This is a genomic window from Amycolatopsis sp. NPDC004772, from assembly GCF_053601215.1.
On record NZ_JBSGBK010000063.1, the window covers coordinates 1 to 13,831 of the forward strand.

Genomic DNA, 13,831 nt, shown 5'->3' on the forward strand with positions numbered 1-13,831 from the left:
CTCATATAAACACTCTTTCCCCACCCCCCCTCTTTCCTCTCCCCCGGCCCGGGTGTTTGTGGGTCTTTTTTGTGGTTTGTTTTTTGGGGTCTAACCCGCCTTACCACTCACGACGGGTCAGCGGGCCGAGGCGGTGGCGGCGGTCTGGGGGACCAGCTTGTGGTAGGCGCGCAGCGTGTCGGCGGCGACGCGGTCCCAGGAATACCGGGCGACCGCGCGGTCGTGGCCCGCGGTGCCGTAGGCGTGGCAGAGGGCCGGGTCGTCGATCAGCCGGCGGACCCTTGACGCGAGTTCCTTCGGCTGGTGCGGGCGGACCAGCAGCCCCGTGACGCCGTCGACGACCGTGTCGGTCAAGCCGCCGACCGCGGCCGCGACCACCGGGACACCGCAGGCCATCGCCTCCAGGGGCACGATCCCGAACGGCTCGTACCACGGCGTGCACACCACCGCGTCGGCCGAGCGCAGCAGCGCCGGCATGTCCTCCCGGGACACCTGGCCGGGCCAGCGGACGCGGTCGCCGACGCCGAGCTTCTCGGCCAGCTCCCGCAGCCGCCCCGCCTCGGGGTCCTGGGACAGCCGGCCGCGCTCCGGGCCGCCCGCGATGACGAGCTCGGTGTCCGGGAGCTGGGCCAGCGCCGTGATCGCGATGTCGAACCCCTTGCGCGGGACCAGCCGGCCGACGGCGACCAGCCGGTGCGGCAGCCGGCGGCGGGCGATCGGCCCGTCGGGGGAGAACCGGCCGAGGTCGACGCCACAGGGGACGATCGAGATCCGCGGCCGCGGCACGCCGAGGCGGGAGAGCTCGAAGACCTCGTCGGAGCAGGTGGCGATCACGCGCCCGGCCTGGCGGCCGATGATCCGCTCCAGCCGGATGCGGTCGGCCGGGCTGGTGTCCTGATCGCCCTGGTAGCGCTTCTTGACCACGCCGAGGGCGTGGAACGTCTGGGTCACCGGCGTCCCGGTCGCGCTCGCCGCCAGCGACGTCGCGAGGCCGGACATCCAGAAGTGCGCGTGCGCCACGTCCGGGCGTTCGAGTGCCCACTGGTCGCGCAGGAAGCTGCCGAACTCGCCCATGTAGGGCAGGAGGTGGTCCTTCGGCTCCTTGCGCGGCGGCCCGGCCGGCACGTGCACGACGCGGTAGCCGTGCGGCGTCCGGACCTCCGGCGGCTCGTCGCGGCTCTCCCGTCGCGTGTAGACGGTGACCTCGTGCCCGGCGCGCACCAGCGCGGCCGACAGCTCGGCGACGTGCACGTTCTGGCCACCGGCGTCGGCTTCGCCCAGTGCGGCGAGGGGGTTGGCGTGCTCGGACACCATCGCGATCTTCATCGGTGAGGCGTTCCCTTCGAGGTTCAACGGGCCGTCTCGGCGAGGAGGTGGTCCCAAGCGGTCAGGAAGGCGGCCAGCCCGTAGTGCTTCAGGGCGTGTTCGCGGGCGTTCTTGCCGGCGAGCGCGGCGAAGTCGGGTTCGTTCAGGAGCTCACGGAAACCCCGGGCCAGCACGGAGACGTCGGTGGAGAGCACGCCCGCGTCGGCCGGCACCGCCTCGGCCGCCTCGGTGGCGGCGAAGACGACGACCGGCATCGCCAGGTGCATGGCCTCCAAAAGGGACAGTCCCAGCGACGTCCACCGGGCGGTGTGCAGGTAGACGCGGCGGCGGGCGATCTCGTCGTGCAGCTTCGGCGCCGCGACGTCGCCCAGCCCGCGCAGCGGTGCGCCGAGCTCTTCGGTCCCCATGCCGAACACGTCGACCGGGGCCGCCTCGGCGAGCGTGCCGAGCAGGTCGGCACCGGTGACGCGCTCCCGGCGCACCGGCTCGTTGATCATCGACACGCCGGCGGCGAGCTCGCCGGTGTAGCGCGGGCCCGGGTCGGGGATGCCGTGCGGCACGACGGTCACCGGCGCGCGGCCGCAGTCCCACATGGCCGCGTTGAAGTGGGTCACGTGCGCGACGGTGACGTCGGACCGCCCGGCCAGCAGATGTTCACTCGAAGCGGCGTACGGCCGGGGCGCGTTGTGTTCCACGTAGACGGCCGGAACGCCCAGGCGGACGGCGAATTCGAGCTCCTCCGGCCGCTGCAGCACGACGACGTCGGGCTCGGCTTCGGTCAGCCGGTCGAGCGGAACCTCGGTCACCGACGGCCAGTCCCGCCCCGCCTTGCCGAGGCCCCACGGCGCACCGTCGGGCGACACCGGCAGGAAGTAGTCGTGGCGGCCGCGGACGAAAGCGTCCGTCCACGAGCCGTGCACGTGCCAGAGCAGTACTCTCAGGCGCCGGGATCCGGGATCGGTCATGACTCCTGGTTTCCCGGAGAACGGCTGTTAAACGTACGGCCGGACGGGGTACCCGGCCCTCGACCGGCGTGCGCGACGAAGGGACTTCCATCCATGCGGTTCACCCCACGGGGCACCCGGTTCTTCGATCTGCTCGCCGACGCCGCGAAGAACCTGGTCGCCGCGACCGCACTGCTGAGTGACCTCGTCGCCGCCGACCCGGCCGAACGGGACGCGATCGCGAAGCGCCTGCACGAGGTCGAGCACCAGGGCGACGAGCTGACGCACACGATCATGGTGGAGCTCAACAGCTCGTTCGTGACGCCGTTCGACCGCGAGGACATCCAGGCCCTGGCCGCCAAGATCGACGACGTGCTGGACTTCATGGACACCGCGGCGGACCTGGCCGTGCTGTACCGCATCGGCACCTTCCCGCCGGGGATCGACGTCCTGGTCCGGGTGCTCTGCCGGGCCGCCGAGCTGACCGCGTCCTCGATGCCCGGCCTGGCCAAGGTCGGCGAGCTCGAGCCGTTCTGGATCGAGATCAACGAGCTGGAGAACGAGGCCGACCGCGTCTACCGGCGGATCCTGGCCCACCTGTTCGAGCCGGGCGGGGACGCCCTCGAGGTGCTGAAGACCAAGGAGGTCGTCGAGCAGTTCGAGCTGGCCGCCGACGCCTTCGAGCACCTCGCCGACGTGGTGCAGACCATCGCGGTCAAGGAGTCCTGAGTGACGGGCACCGCCGCCCTGGTCACGGTGATCGTCCTGACGCTCGTCTTCGACTACACCAACGGCTTCCACGACGCGGCCAACGCCATCGCCAGCGCGGTGTCGACGCGGGCGCTCACCCTGCGCGCCGCCCTCGTGCTGGCGGCGGTGATGAACCTGGCGGGCGCGCTGCTGTCCACCGGCATCGCCGCGACGGTGGCCAAGGGGATCATCGACGTCCCGATGGGGCCGGACGCGCTCACCGTGGTCTTCGCCGCGCTGGCCGGGGCCATCACCTGGAACCTGATCACCTGGTACTTCGGCCTCCCGTCGTCGTCCTCGCACTCGCTGATCGGCGGCATGGTCGGCGCGGCATTGGCCGCCGCGAGCACCGTGCACTGGGCGGGGATCGCCGAGAAGGTGCTGATCCCGATGGTGGCCTCGCCGCTGCTCGGGCTCGGCCTGGGTTACCTCGCGATGGTCGGCGCGCTGTGGCTGCTGCGGCGGGCGAACCCGCACCGCAGCGGCCGGGTGTTCCGCCGGTTCCAGATCGTCTCCGCGTCGGCGCTCGCGCTCGGCCACGGCCTGCAGGACGCCCAGAAGGGCATGGGTGTGATCGTCCTGGCGCTGGTGGCTGCGGGGCAGCAGACGTCGTTCTCGGTGCCGTTGTGGGTGACCCTGGTGTGTGCCGCGGCCTTGTCGCTGGGCACCTATTCGGGTGGCCTGCGGATCATGCGGACGCTCGGCAGGCGGGTGTTCCCGCTCGACCCGCCGCACGGGTTCGTCGCGGAATCCGTGGCGTCGTCGGTGTTGTACGTGACGGCGTTCGCGGTCAAGGCACCGATCTCGACGACCCACGTCATCACGGCGGCGATCATGGGGGTGGGTGCGACCAAGCGGCTTTCGGCGGTCCGCTGGGGCATCGCCCGCGACATCGTCATGGGCTGGGTGCTGACCTTCCCGGCCGCCGCCGCGGTGGCCGCGGCCGTCTACCTGGTGGCCGACCTGCTCACCTGAGTTTGCCCGCCGCCCTCCGCGGGAAGCCGGGGCGAAAGACCCGCCCGCGGAAAGGGAGAGCCATGAAGGCAGTGACCTGGCACGGCAAACGCGACGTCCGCGTCGACGAGGTGCCGGACCCGAAGATCGAGGAGGCCACGGACGCGGTCGTGCGGATCACCTCGACCGGGATCTGCGGCTCCGACCTGCACCTGTACGAGGTGCTGGGCGCGTTCATGACCGAAGGCGACATCCTCGGCCACGAGCCGATGGGGGTGGTCGAAGAGGTCGGGCCGGAGGTCACGAACCTCAAGCCGGGGGACCGGGTGGTCGTCCCGTTCAACATCTCCTGCGGCCACTGCTGGATGTGCGAGCGCGGCCTGCAGTCGCAGTGCGAGACGACGCAGGTCCGCGAGCAGGGCAAGGGCGCGGCGCTGCTCGGCTACACCAAGCTCTACGGCCAGGTCCCCGGCGGCCAGGCCGAGTACCTGCGCGTCCCGCAGGCGCACTACGGGCCGATCAAGGTCCCGGACGGCCCGCCGGACGAACGGTTCGTCTACCTCTCCGACGTCGTCCCGACCGCCTGGCAGGCCGTCGAGTACGCGAACGTCCCCGAAGGCGGCACCGTCGTCGTCTTCGGCCTCGGCCCGATCGGGCAGATGAGCTGCCGGATCGCCCGGCACCGCGGGGCCGGCCAGGTGATCGGCGTCGACCTGGTGCCCGAGCGCCTCGCCCGGACCCGCGAACACGGTGCCACCGCGCTGGACACCCGTGACCACAAGGAAATCGGCGACTCCATCCGCCAGCTGACCAACGGGCGCGGCGCGGACTCGGTGATCGACGCGGTCGGCATGGAGGCGCACGGCGCCCCGGTCGGCAAGCTCGCGCACACCCTGGTCGGGCTGCTGCCGCAGCCGCTCGGCGAGAAGATCACCGAGAAGGCCGGGATCGACCGGCTGAGCGTGCTCTACGCCGCCATCGACAGCGTCCGCCGCGGCGGCACGATCTCGCTGTCCGGCGTCTACGGCGGGATGGTCGACCCGATGCCGATGATGGAGCTGTTCGACAAGCAGATCCAGCTGCGGATGGGCCAGGCCAACGTCCGGCACTGGCTCGACGACGTCATGCCGGTGCTCACCGGCGACGGCGACCCGCTCGGCGTCGAAGGCTTCGCCACGCACAAGCTGCCGCTGGACGACGCGCCGCGGGCGTACGAGATCTTCCAGAAGAAGCTCGACGGCGCCCAGAAGATCCTGCTGCAGCCGTAACCCCTGGGGAGGGAACTGACTCTTGCGAGCCGTCACCTCGCTGCCGTACGAAATCACCGAGGAAGGCCACGTCGGCATCCCGATGTCCGACGGGACCGTGTTGTCCGCCCGCATCTGGCGGCCGGTCTCGTCGGACGCCGAGCCGGTGCCGGCGATCCTCGAATACATCCCCTACCGCAAGCGGGACCTCACCGCGCCCCGCGACTCGATCCACCACCCCTACCTCGCCGGCCACGGGTACGCCTGCGTGCGCGTGGACATCCGCGGCACCGGCGAGTCCGAGGGCGTCCTGGCCGACGAGTACCTCGAACGCGAGCAGCTCGACGCCGAGGAAGTCCTCGAATGGATCGCCGGACAGCCCTGGTGCACCGGCGACACCGGGATGATGGGGATCTCCTGGGGGGCGTTCGCCGCGTTGCAGGTGGCGGCCCGGAAACCGCCGAGCCTGCGCGCGATCGTCATCTCGTCGTTCACCGACGACCGCTTCGCCGACGACATGCACTACATGGGCGGCTGCCTGCTCTCGGACAACGTCGCCGAGTCCGGCACGATGTTCGCCTACGCCACGCTGCCGCCCGACCCGGCGGTCGTCGGCGATCGGTGGCGCGAAATGTGGCTGGAACGCCTCGACAACTGCAGCCTGTGGATCGAGAACTGGCTCGGCCACCAGCGCCGCGACGACTACTGGCGGCACGCGTCGGTGTCGGAGAACTACACCGACGTCCAGGTGCCGGTGCTGGCTTCCAGCGGCTGGGCCGACGGCTACTCCAACGCCGTCATCCGGCTGCTGGCCCACCTCGACGTCCCCCGCCGCGGCCTGATCGGGCCGTGGTCGCACAAGTACCCGCACCTCGGCGAGCCGGGCCCGGCGATCGGCTACCTCCAGGAGGTCGTGGGCTGGTGGGACCACTGGCTGCGTGGCGAGGAGAACGGCGCCATGGACGGGCCGATGCTGCGCACCTGGATGCAGGAGAGCGTGCCGCCGTCGACGTCCTACGAGGACCGTCCCGGCCGCTGGGTCGGCGAGGCCACCTGGCCGTCCCCGCACGTCGAGCCGCAGGAACTGCCGCTGGCCCGGCATCGCCTCGCGCGGCCGGGCGAGGACGTGGCCGACGAGGCGCTGACCGTGTCTTCGCCGCTTTCGGTCGGGCAGTTCTCCGGGAAGTGGGCGTCCTACAGCGCCCCGCCGGACCTGCCCTACGACCAGCGCGAGGAGGACGGCGGGTCGCTCGTGTTCGACACCGACGTGCTCACCGAGCGCTGCGAAATCCTCGGCTCCCCGAAGGTGCGGCTGGAAGTCTCGGCCGACCAGCCGGTGGCGATGGTCGCGGCGCGGATCTCGGACGTCGCCCCGGACGGGCGGGCCACCCGCGTCACCTACGGGCTGCTCAACCTGACCCACCGCGACGGCCACGACGAGCCGGCGCCGATGGCACCGGGGCAGCGGTGCCCGGTGGAGATCGAGCTGAACGCCGTGGCGCAGGCTTTTCCGGCCGGGCACCGGATCCGGCTTTCGCTGTCCACGTCGTACTGGCCGCTGGCCTGGCCGCCGCCGACCCCGGTGCTGCTGAGTGTCCACACCGGACACAGCGCGCTGGAGCTGCCGGTGCGCCCGGTCGCCGAGCCGGACGAGCTGCCGGCGCGGCCGTTCGGCGAACCCGAAGGCGCGCCGCCGATGTCCGTGACGGCGGTGACCCCGGGGGAGCAGCGCTGGACCGTCTCGCGGGACCTCGTCGACTACCGGTCGGCGCTGGACATCGTGAAGGACGCGGGAACGGTCCGGTTCGACGACCTCGACCTGGAGGTCACCCGGGACGTCCGCGAGCGCTACAGCTGGGTGGCCGACGACTTCTGCTCGCCGGTCGCGGAAACCGCGTGGGACGTCACCTTCGCGCGCGGCGACTGGGTGGCGCGCAGCGAGACCCGCACCCGGGTGTCGTGCACCGACACCGAGTTCGTCATCGACGCGCAGCTCGACGGCTACGACGGGGCTCGCCGGGTGGTGTCGCGGAACTGGCACCGGCGGATCCCGCGCGATCTGGTCTGAGTTTCGGCGCGGCCACACCGGGTAAGCCTTTCGGGTGCGTATCGTGATCACCGGGGCGACCGGGAACGTCGGAACGGCACTGCTGGGTGCGCTGGAGCCCGGCCACGACGTGGTCGGGCTCGCGCGGCGGCTGCCGGACACGACGGCCGAGCCGTACCGCCGGGCGGGCTGGCGGGCCGTCGACGTCGGTCTTCCCGGCGCCGAAGAGGAGCTGGCCGAGGTGTTCGCGGGGGCGGCCGCCGTCGTGCACCTGGCGTGGGCGATCTCACCGGTGCGCGGGGACCCGCCGATGTGGCGCACCAACGACCACGGCACCCGGAACGTGCTCGCCGCCGCGGCGGCCGCCGGGGTGCCGCACCTGGTCGTGGCCTCGTCCGTGGCCGCCTACGGGCCCGCGCCGCGCTGGGAGAAGGTAGCCGAGGACTTCCCGTGCGACGGCATCGCGGGCAGCGCCTACAGCCGCGGGAAGGCCGCGCTGGAAGCCCTGCTGGACCGGTTCGAAGAGAAGTACCCGCAGGTGAAGGTGGCGCGGCTCCGGCCGTGCGCGATCCTGCACCGGGAAGCGGCGGGGGAGTTCGCGCGGTGGCTGCTCGGCCCGGCGGTGCCCGCCCACCTCGTCGGCGGGCGGCGGCTGCCGGTTCCGCTGTGGACGGACCTGCGGGCGCAGATCGTGCACACCACCGACGTCGCCGAAGCGATCCGGCTCATCCTCGGCCAGGGGTTCGCGGGTGCGGTCAACCTGGCCGCGCCGGAGGTGCTCGACGCCGACGCGCTGGCCGGTGTCCTCGGGGGAGCGCGCCTCCCGGTGCCGAAGCCGGTGGTGCGGCTCGCGACCCGTGCGGCCTGGCTGGGCGGGGTGCTGCCGGTGCACCCCGGCTGGCTCGAACTGGCCGACCGGGCGGCGCTCGCGGACACGACGCTGGCGGAGACCGCGCTGGGCTGGCAACCTCGGTATGACGCCGCGGCCGCGCTCGCCGACCTGGTCACCGGGCTCCGGTCGGGCGCGGGAGCGGCGAGCCCGCCCCTGGCCCCGCCGCGCCGCGACGGGGTCCTGGCCCGGCTCCGCTCGCTCACCCGGGTCGGGCCGAGCCACCAGTCGCAAGCCTGACCAGCCGGGAGGCCGGAGTGAGTACGGAAGCCGTCGACGCGGTGGTGATCGGCGCCGGCCACAACGGCCTGGTGGCGGCGAACCTGCTGGCCGACGCGGGCTGGTCGGTGCTGGTCCTGGAGGCGACCGAGCACGCCGGCGGCGCCGTCCGCACCGCCGAAGTCACCGAGCCGGGCTTCCGCAACGACCTGTTCAGCGCGTTCTACCCGATGAGCGCGGTGTCCCCGGCCATCCGGGGCCTGCGGCTGGAGGAGCACGGCCTGCGCTGGCGGCACGCGCCCGAAGTCCTGGCGCACGTGCTGCCCGACGACCGGTGCGTCCTGCTGTCCCGCGACCTCGACCGCACGGCGGCGTCGGTCGAGGAGTTCGGCGACGGCGACGGCGACGCGTGGCGGCGGATGTTCCGGCAGTGGCGGGAGATCCGCGAGCCGCTGCTGGAGACGCTGTTCACGTCGTTCCCGCCGGTCCGCCCGGCGCTGAAGCTGCTGCGCCGCACGGGAACCGGCGACGCGCTGCGGCTGGCGCGGATGCTGACGCTGCCGGTGCGCCGGTTCGGCGACGAGCTGTTCACCGGCGAGGGCGCGAAACTGCTGCTGGCCGGGAACGCCGCGCACAGCGACCTTTCGGTGGACAACGCCGGCAGCGCGGTGTTCGGCTGGCTGATGGCGATGATCGGCCAGGACGAGGGCTTCCCGGTGCCGGTGGGCGGCGCGGGGGAGCTGGCCGCGGCGCTGGTCCGCCGCCTCGAGTCCCGGGGTGGGCGTGTCCACTGTGGACGTCCGGTGGACGAGGTGCTCGTCGCGGACGGGCGGGCGCTGGGGGTCCGCGACGCCGCCGGAGATCCGGTGCGGGCGCGCAAGGCAGTGCTCGCCGACATCCCGGCGCCGCTGCTCTACGGTTCGCTGCTCGACCCGGCCTGGCTGCCGTCCCGGTTCCTCGAGGACCTCCGGCGGTTCCAGTGGGACAGCGCGACGGTCAAGGTGGACTGGGCGCTGTCCGGCCCGATCCCGTGGACGGCCGAGGCGGCGCGCGGCGCGGGCACGATCCACCTGGGCACGGACCTGGACGGCCTGTCGGCGTTCGGCGGCGAGCTCGTCCGCGGCCGGACCCCGCGCCGCCCGTTCCTGCTGCTGGGCCAGATGACGACGAGCGACCCGTCGCGCTCCCCGGCGGGGACCGAGTCGGCGTGGGCGTACACGCACGTCCCGCGCGGCACGATGGAGAGCCGCGCGGCCCTCGACCGCCGGGCCCGGCGGATCGAGGAGACGGTCGAGGCCAACGCGCCCGGGTTCACGGGCCTGATCAAGGCCCGGTACGTCCAGGGCCCGGCCGAGCTGGCCGAGCACGACCCGGGCCTGGTCGGCGGCGCGGTCAACGGCGGCACGTCGGCGATCCACCAGCAGCTGTTCTTCCGCCCGCTGCCGGGAACGGGCCGCCCGGACACCCCGGTGGACCGCCTGTACCTGGCGGGCGCCTCGGCCCACCCGGGCGGAGCGGTCCACGGCGGCCCGGGAGCCAACGCGGCCCGCGCGGCCCTGGCCCGTGCGGGCCGCCTCGGCGGCGGCTACGCGGCGGTGATCCGGGCCGCCCACCGAGCCATCTACGGCTGACTCCCGCTTCGGTCACCAGCGCGGTGGCTCCGCCTTGTCGTCCCTCCAATCACGCGTGTGGCCCCTCAATCACGCGTGTGGCCCCTCAGTCACGCGTGTGGCCCCTTGAGACACCTGGGCCGATCCCGTAGGTACGCGAGCCGACCGTCCCGGAACGCGGGCCGACCGCGCGAGACCGTCCGGCTAGGGGTTGGGGTGGCCGTGCTGGGCGCGGGCGTGTTTGCCCGTCGCGAGGTCGGCGAGCCGGGCGAGGGACTCCGTGTTGCGGGGCTTGGCGATCAGCGCCTGTACCGCCTCGGGCAGCACCTTGCCGGGGCCGCGGACGATGTGCTCGGTCATCCGGACGAGCGTCTGCCCGTCGCCGTGGGGGACCAGCGTCAAGCCGACCGCCGCCGCACCCAGTGGCCAGCCGTGGGCCTCCAGCGACAGTGACAGGCCCGGCTCGACCGCGCGGACCACCGTCACGTCCTGGATGTGCACCGGCCACGGGCCCACGCTGTGGTGGATGCGGGAGCCGACCGCGGGCCATTCGTCGTCGACGTCGCGGATGTGGGAGCTGCCCACCACCCAGCCGGCGTACATCCAGCCGTCGGCGAGCACGGCGAACACGGCGTCGGGTGGTACGTCGATCACGCGGCTGACCTCGGGCACGGCTTCCTCCTGGTTCGAGTGACGAACCAGGCATACCCACTCCCGGACGGGGGTATGCCCGCCCCGACGAAGCAGGAGGTGGCGACGGTGGCCAGACACGGGAAAGAACCCGAAGGACCCGGGGACCTGTCGAAACGGTCGTGGGGCGGGGCGCTGAAACGGACGTTCAAGCAGTTCAACCGCGACAACCTCACCGACTGGGCGGCGGCGCTCACCTACTACGGCGTCCTGTCGCTGTTCCCGGGCATCATCGTGCTCACCGCGATCCTCGGTCTGCTCGGCCCGGACAAGATCCAGACGGTGATCGACAACATCAACCAGGTCGTGCCGGGCCAGGGCGAGGACATCCTCGTCGGCGCGATCCGGGAGCTGACCGGCTCGCGCAGCCTGGCCGGCCCGCTGGCGATCATCGGCCTGCTGGGCGCGCTGTGGTCGGCGTCGGGCTACATCGGCGCGTTCATGCGGGCGTCGAACGCGATCTACGGCATGCCGGAGGGACGGCCGGTGTGGAAGACGATCCCGCTGCGGATCGCGTTGACGGTCGGGATCGTGGTGCTGCTGGCGGCGTGCGCGCTGGGCGTGGTGGCGACGGGCACGGTCGCCCGCCGGCTCGGCGACCTGATCGGCCTCGGCTCGACGGGCGTGCTGGTGTGGGAGATCGCGAAGTGGCCGGTGATCGCGCTGCTGGTGAGTCTGGCGTTCGCGTTGCTGTACTGGGTGGGGCCGAACGTGCGGTTGCCGGGCTTCAAGTGGCTGACGCCGGGCGGGCTGCTGGCGGTGGTGCTGTGGGTGCTGGCGTCGGCCGGTTTCGCGCTGTACGTCGCGAATTTCGGTTCCTACAACAAGACCTACGGTTCGCTGGCCGGGGTGATCGTGTTCCTTGTATGGTTGTGGATCTCCAACCTCGCGATCCTGCTGGGGGCCGAGCTGGACGCGGAGCTGGCCCGCGGCCGCACGATCGAGGCGGGCCGCGCGGACGACCAGGAGGAGCCGTTCCTGCCGCCGCGGGACACGAAGGCGATGGACGACGACGAAGCCGCGGCGGTGGCGGAGTCGGAACGGAAGTGAGCGGATGGCCTGCCGGATCACCGAGCTGGTGCTGGACTGCCACGACCCGGACCGCTTGGCCGAGTTCTGGTGCGCGGTCCTCGGCTACGAGGTGATCGGCCACGAGCCGGACGGCCTGGCCCTGGGCCCCCCGGGAGCGGCGTTCGGTGAGGGGCCGGTGACGTTGATCCTCGCCCAGACGGACAACCCCCGCCGCGGCAAGCTCCCCCTGCACCTCGACGTGAGCCCGGCGGGGGTGGACCAGGAGACGGAACTGACGCGCTTGACGGCATTGGGCGCCCGGCCGGCGGACGTGGGCCAGACGGGCGAGGAGTCGTGGGTGGTCCTGCAGGACCCGGAAGGCAACGAGTTCTGCTTGCTGCGCAAGGATGTGGGCGCGGCCTGAGTTCGGCTGCGCGCTTCCGGGCAGCCTTGAGCGGTCCGGAAGCTCCGGTGGCGGTGGCCCGGGGTGACTTTTAGGTGCGCTGGGTCGGCTTGGGTTGCGGTGGATGCGCTTAGGGCCGCTTGGGGGCGCGGAGAGCTGCGTTGGGCGGCGTCGAGGCTGGATCGTGCGGGCGCGCGTGGGTTGCGGCCGCATCCAGCCTTCGGCCCGGCCCCCGCCGGGTGCCTCAGCGGTCCTCAGCCGCGCAGCGGCGCCACTGCACCGCATCTCCCGCTCGATCCGCGTGCCACACCGGCGCCTCCGGTTCCCAGGTCGGCACCAGCCGGCCCGTCACCACCCGGCCTCGGGCCACCCGGCCGAACAACTCCACCCCGTCTCCTCGCCGGGCCGCCGGGATCCACGCCGGGAATCTCGTGCGGGGCAGCTTCCGTTCCACCCACTCGCGCGCCGAGCCCTCACTTCCGTGGTCGGACTCGACGATGCTCGCCACCGTTCCCTCGCCGCCCACGGTGAGGGCGATCGAGGCGCGCCAGCGGACTGCCGATGTCGTCATCCCCTCCAGGGTCCCCGACCGGCGCAGCTCCGGGCCAGTACACGTTCGGATGGATCCCACCGTGCCTCCCACTCCACACCGTCACGACGCGTTCAGCAGCCGTGCGCACGCCCTCTCCAGCACCGCCCGCGCCTCGTCGCCGTCCAGGCGCGCCGCCCTCTTCAACGCCGGGGCGATCGTGCGCTCGGCGCGGTACGCCTCCACGAGCCGGGGGTCCACATAGGACGAGCGGCAGACCGCCGGGGTGTTGCCCAGCGCCGTGGAGACCTCCTTCATCACTTTCGCCTCCGCGCGCTTGCGGGCCGTCTCGGACGTCGGGGGGTCCGCGGCCGCGAAGGCCGCCGCGGCCAGGACCGTCGCGTTCCACGTGCGCATGTCCTTGGCCGTGCAGTCCTCGCCCGCGAGCTCCTTGAACCGCTCGTTGATGTCGGCCGCGTGGACCTCGTGCCACGTGCCGCCCTCGCGGTAGACCAGCAGCCGGTCGCTCTCCGACCGGCTGCGCAGCAACGCCTTCACCACCGACGCCAGCTCGGCGTCGCGGATGGCCACTTCGCGATCGAGACCGCCCTTCGCGACGTAGCAGAACCGGCATTCGTCACCCCGGACCGCCGCGTGCGAACGCAGCAGCGTCGCGACGCCGTGGGTGCCGTTCTCCTCCGCGTACTCCTCGCCGCCGGTGCGGAAGATCCCCCGATCGAGCATGCGCAACGCCGCCGCGAGCACTCGCTTGCGGGTCAGGCCGCGCCCGGCGAGGTCGTCCGCCACCGACGAACGCCAGGCCGGCAGCCGGCGGGCCATCTGCAGCACGCGGTCGTGCTTCTCCTCGTCGCGGTCGCGCCGCCACTGCTCGTGGTACAGGTACTGGCGCCGCCCCGCGTCGTCCGTGCCGACCGCCTGGACGTGTCCGTTCGGGTACGGGCAGATCCACACGTTCCGCCAGGCCGGCGGGATGACGAGGTCCTTGATCCGGGTCAGCAGCTCGTCGTCGGTCACCGGTGAACCGTCGGGCATGGCATAGGAGAACCCGCGGCCGCGGCGGATGCGCTTGATGCCCGGGCCGCGCAGGTCACTGCGCCGGAGTCTGGTGCGTCCCACCGCCGCGAAATACCCGCCCGGCGTACCGGGAAACCATGATTGCCGCCCTCGGCGGCGGGTAGCCGACGGGAGAAG

The 13,831-nt window shown here is 72.6% G+C and carries 13 protein-coding genes; 8 read left to right on the forward strand and 5 right to left on the reverse strand.

From position 1 onward, the window contains the following. Window positions 1-117 precede the first annotated feature (117 nt). A complete protein-coding gene (locus tag ACWEF6_RS30025) occupies window positions 118-1,326 on the reverse strand; it encodes a glycosyltransferase family 4 protein (RefSeq protein ID WP_449686010.1) in 1,209 nt (402 codons plus the stop codon). Window positions 1,327-1,349: 23 nt separating this feature from the next. Next, on the reverse strand, window positions 1,350-2,291 hold the full coding sequence (locus tag ACWEF6_RS30030; protein ID WP_449686011.1) for a glycosyltransferase: 942 nt from the start codon (window positions 2,289-2,291) through the stop codon (window positions 1,350-1,352). A 93-nt stretch (window positions 2,292-2,384) separates the two neighbouring features. Between ACWEF6_RS30030 and ACWEF6_RS30035 the strand changes: the two genes are divergently transcribed. The 6 genes from ACWEF6_RS30035 (at window position 2,385) to ACWEF6_RS30060 (ending at window position 10,007) form a co-directional block, all read left to right on the forward strand. After that, the gene (locus tag ACWEF6_RS30035) at window positions 2,385-2,999 is read left to right on the forward strand and encodes a DUF47 domain-containing protein (RefSeq protein ID WP_449678403.1); all 615 of its coding nucleotides are present in this window, start codon (window positions 2,385-2,387) and stop codon (window positions 2,997-2,999) included. Beyond that, window positions 3,000-3,995, forward strand: coding sequence for an anion permease (locus tag ACWEF6_RS30040; protein ID WP_449686012.1), 996 nt, complete (start codon window positions 3,000-3,002; stop codon window positions 3,993-3,995). It begins immediately after the preceding gene. 62 nt (window positions 3,996-4,057) lie between these two features. Next, window positions 4,058-5,242 carry a zinc-dependent alcohol dehydrogenase gene (locus ACWEF6_RS30045; RefSeq protein ID WP_449686013.1) on the forward strand — a complete coding sequence of 395 codons (1,185 nt, stop codon included), beginning with the start codon at window positions 4,058-4,060 and terminating at the stop codon, window positions 5,240-5,242. Between the two features lie 22 nt (window positions 5,243-5,264). Next, window positions 5,265-7,289 carry a CocE/NonD family hydrolase gene (locus ACWEF6_RS30050; protein ID WP_449686014.1) on the forward strand — a complete coding sequence of 675 codons (2,025 nt, stop codon included), beginning with the start codon at window positions 5,265-5,267 and terminating at the stop codon, window positions 7,287-7,289. A gap of 34 nt (window positions 7,290-7,323) precedes the next feature. Then, on the forward strand, window positions 7,324-8,397 hold the full coding sequence (locus tag ACWEF6_RS30055) for an NAD-dependent epimerase/dehydratase family protein (protein ID WP_449686015.1): 1,074 nt from the start codon (window positions 7,324-7,326) through the stop codon (window positions 8,395-8,397). Window positions 8,398-8,414: 17 nt separating this feature from the next. Then, complete coding sequence (locus ACWEF6_RS30060; RefSeq protein ID WP_449686016.1) at window positions 8,415-10,007, forward strand: phytoene desaturase family protein; 1,593 nt, start codon at window positions 8,415-8,417, stop codon at window positions 10,005-10,007. Window positions 10,008-10,190: 183 nt separating this feature from the next. On the opposite strand, the gene ACWEF6_RS30065 is transcribed toward ACWEF6_RS30060, so the two are convergent. Next, window positions 10,191-10,658, reverse strand: coding sequence for an SRPBCC family protein (locus ACWEF6_RS30065; protein ID WP_449686017.1), 468 nt, complete (start codon window positions 10,656-10,658; stop codon window positions 10,191-10,193). A 54-nt stretch (window positions 10,659-10,712) separates the two neighbouring features. On the opposite strand from ACWEF6_RS30065, the gene ACWEF6_RS30070 reads away from it, so the two are divergent. Next, window positions 10,713-11,726 (forward strand): YihY/virulence factor BrkB family protein, encoded by a 1,014-nt coding sequence (locus tag ACWEF6_RS30070; RefSeq protein WP_449686018.1) that lies wholly within the window; start codon window positions 10,713-10,715, stop codon window positions 11,724-11,726. Window positions 11,727-11,730: 4 nt separating this feature from the next. After that, window positions 11,731-12,111 carry a VOC family protein gene (locus tag ACWEF6_RS30075; protein ID WP_449686019.1) on the forward strand — a complete coding sequence of 127 codons (381 nt, stop codon included), beginning with the start codon at window positions 11,731-11,733 and terminating at the stop codon, window positions 12,109-12,111. A 223-nt stretch (window positions 12,112-12,334) separates the two neighbouring features. Here ACWEF6_RS30075 and ACWEF6_RS30080 read toward each other — a convergent pair whose 3' ends face one another. After that, entirely contained in the window at window positions 12,335-12,661 is a 327-nt protein-coding gene (locus ACWEF6_RS30080) for a hypothetical protein (protein ID WP_449686020.1), read from the reverse strand. Window positions 12,662-12,742: 81 nt separating this feature from the next. Then, the gene (locus ACWEF6_RS30085; protein ID WP_449686021.1) at window positions 12,743-13,756 is read right to left on the reverse strand and encodes a DNA topoisomerase IB; all 1,014 of its coding nucleotides are present in this window, start codon (window positions 13,754-13,756) and stop codon (window positions 12,743-12,745) included. Window positions 13,757-13,831: the final 75 nt, after the last annotated feature.